This window comes from Flavobacterium sp. UBA4854 (assembly GCF_002399805.1).
In the GTDB taxonomy this organism is placed as follows: Bacteria; Bacteroidota; Bacteroidia; order Flavobacteriales; family Flavobacteriaceae; genus Flavobacterium; species Flavobacterium ginsengisoli.
The window spans coordinates 77,725-87,342 of sequence record NZ_DHEI01000028.1 but is presented as its reverse complement, the minus strand read 5'-3'; the positions used below and the strand labels follow the sequence as shown (position 1 = coordinate 87,342).

The 9,618-nt window shown below is 33.2% G+C and carries 7 protein-coding genes; all 7 read right to left on the bottom strand.

Annotation, left to right across the window (positions count from 1 at the left end; translation table 11 throughout):
• Window positions 1-162 precede the first annotated feature (162 nt).
• Window positions 163-1,050, bottom strand: a complete 888-nt coding sequence (locus tag B3J44_RS03675; RefSeq protein WP_286965851.1) for a bifunctional 5,10-methylenetetrahydrofolate dehydrogenase/5,10-methenyltetrahydrofolate cyclohydrolase — start codon at window positions 1,048-1,050, stop codon at window positions 163-165.
• Between the two features lie 134 nt (window positions 1,051-1,184).
• Window positions 1,185-2,549 carry a signal recognition particle protein gene (ffh, locus tag B3J44_RS03670; RefSeq protein ID WP_198858411.1) on the bottom strand — a complete coding sequence of 455 codons (1,365 nt, stop codon included), beginning with the start codon at window positions 2,547-2,549 and terminating at the stop codon, window positions 1,185-1,187.
• A 317-nt stretch (window positions 2,550-2,866) separates the two neighbouring features.
• Window positions 2,867-4,549, bottom strand: coding sequence for an MBOAT family O-acyltransferase (locus B3J44_RS03665; RefSeq protein WP_198858412.1), 1,683 nt, complete (start codon window positions 4,547-4,549; stop codon window positions 2,867-2,869).
• Between the two features lies 1 nt (window position 4,550).
• A complete protein-coding gene (locus B3J44_RS03660; RefSeq protein ID WP_286965849.1) occupies window positions 4,551-5,972 on the bottom strand; it encodes a GDSL-type esterase/lipase family protein in 1,422 nt (473 codons plus the stop codon).
• Complete coding sequence (locus tag B3J44_RS03655; RefSeq protein ID WP_286965848.1) at window positions 5,969-7,447, bottom strand: SGNH/GDSL hydrolase family protein; 1,479 nt, start codon at window positions 7,445-7,447, stop codon at window positions 5,969-5,971. The genes B3J44_RS03660 and B3J44_RS03655 overlap by 4 nt, the downstream gene beginning before the upstream one ends.
• A 274-nt stretch (window positions 7,448-7,721) precedes the next feature.
• Window positions 7,722-8,351 (bottom strand): HmuY family protein, encoded by a 630-nt coding sequence (locus tag B3J44_RS03650; RefSeq protein WP_286965846.1) that lies wholly within the window; start codon window positions 8,349-8,351, stop codon window positions 7,722-7,724.
• 28 nt (window positions 8,352-8,379) lie between these two features.
• Window positions 8,380-9,618: TonB-dependent receptor plug domain-containing protein (locus tag B3J44_RS03645; protein WP_286965845.1), on the bottom strand; the 1,239-nt coding region annotated here is incomplete at its 5' end.

The following is a 9,618-nucleotide window of genomic DNA, read 5'->3' as shown; positions in this document are numbered from 1 at the left end:
GCTACCGAAGTAGCGCGGATAGCCCGACCGTATTTTGCGAATGGCGCGCATATGCGTAAAGATTGGTGCGCCATTTACAAAATACGGTCACGCCCAAATGATAAAAACAAAAAAGCCTATTCTTTTAATGAACAGGCTTTTTATTTTTATTTTGACACAATATTATTTATTTCTTGCGTTTCTCATTTTTCTTGCCAGAAGTGTATTTTTAAGCAACATTGCAATTGTCATTGGTCCTACTCCACCTGGAACTGGCGTAATAAATGATGCTTTTTTGCTTACACCATCAAAATCAACGTCACCTTTAATAACATATCCTTTTGCATTTGATGCATCTTCTACGCGTGTAATTCCAACGTCGATAACTGTTACTCCTTCTTTTACCATATCTGCTTTTAAGAATTCTGGAACTCCTAAAGCTGTAATAATAATATCGGCATTTTTAGTGAATTCTGCTAAATCTTTAGTTCGGCTGTGAGTAAGTGTAACGGTTGAGTCTCCAGGATTTCCTTTTCGGCTCATTAAAATACTCATCGGACGTCCTACGATATGGCTTCTTCCTATTACAACTGTATGTTTTCCTGCGGTTTCTACTTTGTAACGTTCTAACAATTCCATAATTCCGAATGGTGTTGCTGGAATAAAACTTTCCATTTCAAGAGCCATTCTACCAAAGTTAGTGGGATGAAATCCATCTACATCTTTGTCAGGATCGATTGCTAATAAAATTTTTTGCTCGTCGATGTGTTTTGGCAAAGGCAATTGAACGATGTATCCATCTAGATTATCATCTTCGTTCAATTCTTTAATTTTTGCTAAAAGCTCGTCTTCTGTAATCGTTTCTGGTAAAGCAACTAAAGTTGAATCGAAACCAATTTCTTGACATGATTTTACTTTACTTCCTACGTAAGTTAAACTTGCTCCGTTATTTCCAACCAAAACAGCTGCTAAATGAGGCACTTTTCCTCCGGCTGCTTTTATAGATTGAACTTCGACTGCAATTTCGTTTTTAATGTCATTAGATGTTTTTTTACCGTCTAGTAGCTGCATTGTGTGTTGTTTCAGGTTTTAATTTTTGTTTCAAGCTCCAGGTTTCATGTTAAAACGAAACTCTTAATATATTAAGTGAAAAAGTTTCAAGTTTTGGTTTCTAAATTGAAACCTTAAACTTGAAACTCTTTTTATTATTTTGGCATTCCGCCTGGCATACCACCCGGCATTCCTTTCATACCACCCATCATTTTCATCAGATTCTTTCCGCCTGGGCCTTGCATCATCTTCATCATCTTGCTCATTTGGTCAAACTGCTTCATCAGCTGATTTACTTGCTCGATTTTTGTTCCCGAACCTTTTGCAATTCTAGCTTTTCTTTTTACATCGATAATGGCTGGTTTGCTTCTTTCTCCTGGAGTCATCGAATAAATGATCGCTTCGATATGTTTGAAAGCGTCGTCCTCGATTTCAACATCTTTCATTGCTTTTGAAGCACCTGGTATCATTCCGACTAAGTCTTTCATGTTACCCATTTTCTTTACTTGCTGAATCTGCGTTAAGAAGTCGTCAAAACCGAATTCGTTTTTAGCGATTTTCTTTTGAAGTTTTCTTGCTTCTTCTTCATCAAATTGTTCCTGAGCTCTTTCAACAAGAGACACAACGTCTCCCATCCCTAAGATACGCTCTGCCATACGTTCTGGATAGAAAACATCAATTGCTTCCATTTTTTCTCCAGTACCAACAAATTTGATCGGTTTGTTTACAATCGATTTGATTGAAAGTGCAGCTCCACCACGAGTATCACCATCTAATTTCGTTAAGATAACTCCATCAAAGTTTAAGATATCGTTGAAAGCTTTTGCTGTATTTACAGCATCTTGTCCTGTCATAGAGTCTACAACGAACAATGTTTCTTGTGGCTGAATTGCTTTGTGTACACGTGCAATTTCGTCCATCATTTCCTGATCTACTGCCAAACGTCCTGCTGTATCGACGATAACAACATTGAATCCGTTTGATTTGGCATGTTTAATTGCGTTTTGAGCAATCTCTACAGGATTTTTATTTTCTGGTTCTGAGTAAACCTCAACACCTATTTGGTCTCCCACAACATGAAGCTGATTAATCGCCGCCGGACGGTAGATATCACACGCTACAAGAAGTGGTTTTTTATTTTTCTTTGTTTTTAAGTAGTTTGCTAATTTTCCAGAGAAAGTAGTTTTACCAGAACCTTGCAAACCTGACATCAAAATCACTGTTGGATTCCCTGAAAGGTTAACGCCAGCAACATCTCCACCCATTAATTCGGTAAGTTCGTCTTTTACTAACTTAACCAACAATTGTCCTGGCTGTAATGTTGTTAATACATCCTGACCAATTGCTTTATCTTTTACTCTTGCCGTAAAATCTTTAGCAATTTTAAAGTTAACATCGGCATCAAGTAACGCACGACGAACTTCTTTTAAAGTATCTGCAACGTTTACTTCTGTAATTTTACCGTGTCCTTTTAATATATGGAACGCTTTATCTAACTTATCACTTAAATTATCAAACATATCATTTTCTTTATTTGAAGTGCAAAGATAATCTAATTAGATATTTCAGGCAATTTTTATTTGTACGCAATTTTTTGCCACGAAGGCACAAAGGCGCAAAGTTTTTTTGCCACGAATTACGCTAATTTCTCGAATTATTTAAACTAATATTTTTCTCTCGCAGATCGAACAGATTATTTTTTGATTGAGAATAAAAATCTCCTATATCTGCGAGAGAAAAAAATCATTTTAATCCTTCTAATCTGTGGCAAAAGAAAAAAGACACAAAGAATAAAATCTTTGTGCCTTTGTTACTATGAACCTTTGAACCTCCAGAATTAAAACTGGAAGTATATAAATGGTTGCGAACCTGCTACCGCTGTTGCGTAAACGATCCAATAAACAAATCCTAAGATTATTGCTTTAATAAGTAAAGGCGTTTTGTCGAAAACAGATTTCATTCCGTTTGTGAATGATTCTGGTAAGAAATGCCAAACGTAACCGAACAACATTAATCCGAAAACATTTTTGTAACCTAATACAATTGTTTTCCAAAGTTCTGGTTCGAATGTTAATTGGCCAATATTATTAATTACTTGCAAAGCAGTTTCGAAATCTCTTGCACGGAAGAAAATCCAACAGAAAACCACAAAGTGAAATGTGATCACGATTGAGAAAAATCTCCATAAGAAATTCGGACTTTTATCTTTCTTCGAAGGAAAGAATTCCATAAATATTTTATGAACAGCCAAAGCTAATCCGTGAAGCGCTCCCCAAACAATAAACTGTGCTCCTGCTCCGTGCCACAAACCGCCTAAAAGCATTGTAGTAAACAGATTGAAATTGGTTACCAATGTCTGTTTTATTTTACTTGAAAGCAGAAATGACAAAGCAAAAATCAAAATACTGATTCCTGCAATTATTAGTGGAATTACACTTTCGTTGTAACAAGACATTCCCCAAAGCAATAATCCGAAGAAGAATAAACTCGGAAATAAATATCCTGCGAAAGAACCTTCTCTGTTTCCTCCAATTGAAATATATAAAAAGTCTTTTAACCAAGTTGAAAGCGAAATATGCCATCTTCTCCAAAAATCGGTAATAGAAGTCGATTTGTATGGTGTTCTAAAGTTAACCGGCAATTTAAATCCAAGCAATAATGCAATACCAATTGCCATATCTGAATATCCAGAAAAATCACAGTAAATCTGGATTGCATATCCGTACGAAGCCATTAGGTTTTCAAACGAAGTATAACTCATCGGCGTATCAAAAACACGGTCTACGAAGTTTACCGATATATAATTTGAGATTACTGTCTTCTTAATTAAACCTCCGATAATTAAAAACAAAGCATTATTTACATCTTGCTTCGTCAAGTTTAATTTTTGATAAATCTGAGGCAAGAAATCTTTTGCACGCACAATTGGTCCAGCAACTAACTGCGGGAAAAAAGAAACGAAAAATAAATATTCGATATAATTTTTTGTCGGTTTAATTTCTTCTCTGTAAATCTCAATAATATAACTCATCGATTGGAAAGTATAGAACGAAATTCCAACCGGAAGAAAAACATTATGAAGTGCAAAGTTACCATGAAACATATCATTGTAAGTCACAATCAAGAAGTTCATGTATTTAAAATAGCCTAAAAGTGCTAAGTTCAAAATAACACTTATAACCAAATATAACTTCTTAACGCCATCTCTGCTTTCTCTATAAATAATCTGGCTTAAACCATAATCTACAACAGATGAAAGCAATAACAGTAGAAAGTAAATTCCACTTGATTTATAGTAAAAGAAAAGTGAGAAGAGAATAACATACGTTAATCTCAAATAAAATGTTTTGCGTAAAAAACCATACACAAAATAGAAAACCAGAAATAAACCTAAGAATAAACCAGTATTGAATAAAAGTTTTTCGTCTGGATCGTAAACGAACCAACTCTTAACTTGTTCTATCGTAATTGCACCAAAGTTTTGAATAAACCAATTATTAATGCTATCTATTGTTGTCAATTTAATTCTTTAATTTAAAATTATCGTATGATTTTAAAAATGCCTGAGTAAACAAATCACCTTGTTTCTCGTATCCTTTTTTTGAGTAATGAACCCAATCTGGACCAATTAATCCTTGTATTTTTAATTGTCTTATTCCGCTCATTCCGCCAAACTCATCGTACAGATCCCAAACGGCAAAACCTTCTTTCTGAGCTATATCAATAATTTGTCTCGCATAATCATCAATATAAGTATTTGGTTTTCTTCTTAGCAAAGATGGCGGCGGTGTCATTACAATTATTGGCGCATCTATTTTTTGTGCTCTTATATTGCTGATAAATTCTTTTAGCTCACGAATATATTTTTCTACATCTAAATGATCGTAACTTTCATTTGTTCCTAACGAAAAAACCAGTAAATCTGCTTGCAATGATTTTAATTGCTCAAAGAATAACGGATATTTATTGTAATCTGAATATTTAGCGCCATTTACTCCAATACTACTATAGATTAATCCTGGAGTATCTTTTTCTAAAACAATTCCGTTTAATTCATAATCTTTTGCTTCTTTGTTCGGAATTAAGAAAATTCGACTCAAAGCATTTTCTGAATTATAATAATGCGAATACGAATCTGTTTTTATTGCTAAAGGAACAAATTCTGACATTGAGATTGTCTTTGGTTTCGTTTCCTTTGTGGGAATTTTCAGAATTCTTCCTGCTCGAATATTATTAGACTTTAAATGATTCTCTCTTTTAATTTCTATAATCGAAACATTATACTTATCTGCAATTGAACCAAGTACTTCGCCTTTTTTAATTTTGTGTGTAATTATTTTGGGCTCTGTGGTCTGAATAGAATTGATCTTAGATGAAATCGCCAAATCGAACATATCTTGATTCTGAGGCGTAATAATTTTTATCGTATTGAATTTGTAAGCTAGATCTTTTACATTCATTTCTATTACGAATCCACCAGAATCTCTCCAAAGTCCTATTCCGCTTAACCCAATCGGACAATTCTTAACAGGATGAATATTTCTATAACTTTCCCAAGTTCTGTTTGATCTAAAACGTTCGTTATAAGAACCATTTGTTTTAGCCAATTGATATGGAAACACTAAACCTCGCCCTCCATTACCAAACTTCTGTTGCAGTTTTTTTCTAATTTCATTGGTCATCAAATCACCTTGAATATGCGAATCGCCAATATGTACAATATTGATTTTTTGATTCTTCTTATCTTCGTTTTTTTCCAGTTTCTGAAAAAAATCATTTAATGCTTTTGCATTGTAAATTTGACCCTCAGAAGGAGCACCAATTGCTGCTGTATCTGCTTTTTGAATCATACTTTTTGGTGTTGGATGTACGGGTGTTTTTGAAGTTTTTTCATTTGTTGCAAAAAAAAGACAACAAAAAGAAAGAATAAGTTTGTTTATCATACACTGTCTTTTGTTACTGAAACGGAATCTGGTCTGGCTTTTCTTACTGGTTTTGGCTTAGTTCCCTCAGCATCTCTTTTTTCTCTGAGCACTTTATATTCTTCGTATCCTTTATTTAATTGCCCGTATAGCAAATTTCCAATTGCTTTTGCTCCACGTTGGTTAAAATGGGTATAATCTTTATTTGCTTTTGCCGGAGTCTCATCAACCCATTTAATCATAGAACCGTCTCCTCCCATTAGAGTATATAAATTCACAAAACCTGCCTGTGCTTCAAGCGCGTAATGTTTTTGCGCTTTCATTAACGGAACTACAGCAGAATCGGTTTTCATTTCTAAATCATATTTAGTTGATTTATCTGCAGTAGAAACAATTAAAATTGAAACACCTGGAAAAGATTCTTTAATTTTATTTACGGTTTTTGTCATTCCTTTTTCATACCAAGAATAATTTTTAGTTCCGTAATTTAAAACGTTGGTTCCGTAGTGCAAAATAATCAAATCGTATTTCAAACTATTATTAAATGCTCTCATTACGTCTGCATTAAACATCGAAATCGGTAGTCCAGAATTTCCTCTCTGCGAGAAATTATCTACGTGAACTCCTGCGCCGTTATCAAAATTAAATCCGTAAATTGGAATAGAATCTGCTTGAACGAAATTTGCTTTAAACGATTTTAAACTTCCTGATGAAACTTTAAGCGTATTAACCAAACCATTTGGAGAAAGGCTTTTCTTGATTGTATCTTTTCCGATAATGAAATTAACTTTTCCAGTTTTAGACGAACGGCCGTAAAATAAGGTTGCATTATCTAAAGAAGTAGAATATTTATTCAATCCAGCTTCATACTGAACCCAAGTTGAATTGGATTTATCATTTGCGAAGAATACATGTCCGTTAACTCCAAAAGGACACGTCGGTCTTTTCACATTTAAGTAAGATTGCGTTTTCCAGTTTTTAGAATACGTTGATTTTACAGAACCTCTAGACGCAGCAGATTCTGAAGTAATAGAAACAAAACCAACACCATTACCGCCAAAACGTTCCTGATAATTGGTACGAACGTCCTGAACGATTAAATCTCCATCGGTCATAGAATCTCCATAATAAGCGATTCTCACTTTGTTCTGCGGATTTTTTTCTAACTGATACAATTTCTCATAAAAAGAAATTAGATATTGATAACCTTTGTAGTTTTCAAATGTTTCTGCAGGAAATTCGATTCCTTCTGTTTGATCAAAAACAATTTTCTGTCCGTTTAATGCTTCCTCACTTTTCGCAATACTGTCTTTGTCTAACGATAAGGAATCTTCGGCAACAGATTCTAAAAGCAAACTGTCGATTAATATATTTTTAGAATCTAACTTACTCTCAGAAAATATTTTGTCTGGAAGGATTTGTTTAAACCCAATAAAAGCAACTAGCGCTAAAGCTACGATTGCAAAAGACTGAAAAAAATAAGATTTTGTATTCACCTAATAATTATAAAATATGAAGAACTGCTTTCAAAAATTAAACCAATTAAATAATTGTTAACTTATTGCAGAAAAAATTTGTGCAAAGATAGAATAACATTTTGTTTCTATTTAATTTTAACAAGAAAGTAGAACAAAAAAAAGAGGTTAGAATTTCTAACCTCTTGAATCAAAAAAAAAATAAAAAAAACAAAGCTAATGATTAACTAGATTTTTGATGTTTTTATTTAAAAATACCAGTATAAAATAAAAATATTCGAGATTAACTCTTTATTTAAAATGTAGTAGTGCTATTAGCTTGGTATGCAAAATTAAAAGTATAATATCTTGCTACAGCAGTATTTGGGTCTGGTGTTGCAGGTGCATCTTTGTAATAGCTTAAGAATTCTACTTTTGCATATTTTCCATCATGAGTTTTGATAACAAATACTCTTCCTGCTTTTGCAGAAATAATATGAGTTGCTCCATTATAATCGTACCAAGCATTATCTCCTGAAGAAGGGAATGCAGAAGCACCGCTAGCATCCTGAGCAAAAGTCGATGCTGCTGGAAAAGCTGTTACGTTTGCAAAAATACCTGAAACAACACTTACTGCTCCTTGTCCTTTTCTTTCTGGCTCTCCTGTATCAGTAGCGCTAATTTTTGCTCCTCCATTAACAATAACTGATGTACCGCGGAAAGCGATATCCCAACTATCGTCAGTTACAATTTTATTTTGAGAAAAACTGAATTTTGTAAATTCACCACCAACTGGTTGTCCTTGTCCTCCTGTTTGCGGAGCATAAACATTAGAAACTTTTGTTGTTACCACTGGTGTTACTTCATTTTTGTTGTCATCGCTACTGCAAGATGCTGTAGAAATAAATAATACTAAAAGCGAAAGTTTTAAAATTTTTGTTTTCATTTTGTGAAAGGTGTTAAATAAATGTTGATTAAAAATTATATTGAATTCGTGCAAAAAGCTGTCTACCTGCTAGATTGCTAATTTGAGATGGATCTGTAAAATCAAATAAATTATTTGCTCCTGCCTGAAGCATAAATTTATCTCCGATATATTTTGATATAGATAAGTTTGTTAAGAAGTAGCCATCGACAAATGTGTCATATTTGTCTAGAATCTGGTTACCATTGGTATCGAACATTCCGTATTTGCTTCTATAGAAAACACGCAAATTGATATCTGTTTTTATTTTAGGTATAGTGTAGGCTAACTTAACATTGGCCGTATGTTTTGATCTGTTAAACAATCCAAAATAATCAGATTTTTTAATTTGAATGGTTTGTAAATCTGAGTTACGTACGTATTGATAATTTTCGAAATTATCTAGAACAGATTTGTCTTTTGCTGTTAAAAACTGATATCCAAATGATACCGATAATTCTTTTGTGAAATCGTAAGTTGAATTAAATTCTAAACCGTAAGTAAAAATTTTACTAATGTTAAAATAACTGAAGACATTCTGTCCATTCGTTTTTTGAGCTACAACACGGGTATCAATTAAATTTTCTATTGAATTATAAAAAGCATTTACGTCTAATCTTAATTTATTTTTCTTGTAAAAAGTTCCGAGATTCACATTTATTGAGCTTTCTGGCTTTAATGGTTCACTAAAATTTACTCCATCTACTCTAGATAAAAGCTGTCCCTGTTCGTCTAATTGATTTAAACGATCTTCGGCAACATTGTATCCCAAAACGGTATACCCAACCGATGGATTTGTAAAGTCAAAATACAACTGACGGAAATCTGGCGCTTTATATCCATAACCTACCGAAGACTTTAAAGAGAAATTTTCGCTAACCTTAAAATTGACCGCTAATTTTGGACTAAATTGCGAAGCATACACACTATGATTATCGTATCTAAATCCAGCAAGAATATTCCATTTTTCCGTTGGGTTGTAATCATATTGCAGATAAACATATTGTGAATTAAAGTTTACTTGTTTCTCAAAATAAGTTCTGTCTAAAGTCTCATAACTTACCCCAACCCCACCTGTTAGTTTATCATTTTTTAATGAAAGTGTCGTTCTAACCTCTGGTCGAATTAACCATTGGTTATAATAAGCACTTTCAAAAAGAACATTATTCTCATCTTTTAAAAAGGAATCATTTTTATAATTTGTAGCATAAAATTCATATTCAGAATATACTTTCGAACTCCATTTATG

Excerpts from the sequence above, each read along its gene's own strand:
- B3J44_RS03675 (WP_286965851.1), bottom strand. The coding sequence starts at position 1,050 with ATGCAGCTACTAGACGGTAAAAAAACATCTAATGACATTAAAAACGAA.
- ffh (WP_198858411.1), bottom strand. The coding sequence starts at position 2,549 with ATGTTTGATAATTTAAGTGATAAGTTAGATAAAGCGTTCCATATATTA.
- B3J44_RS03650 (WP_286965846.1), bottom strand. The coding sequence starts at position 8,351 with ATGAAAACAAAAATTTTAAAACTTTCGCTTTTAGTATTATTTATTTCT.
- B3J44_RS03660 (WP_286965849.1), bottom strand. The coding sequence starts at position 5,972 with ATGATAAACAAACTTATTCTTTCTTTTTGTTGTCTTTTTTTTGCAACA.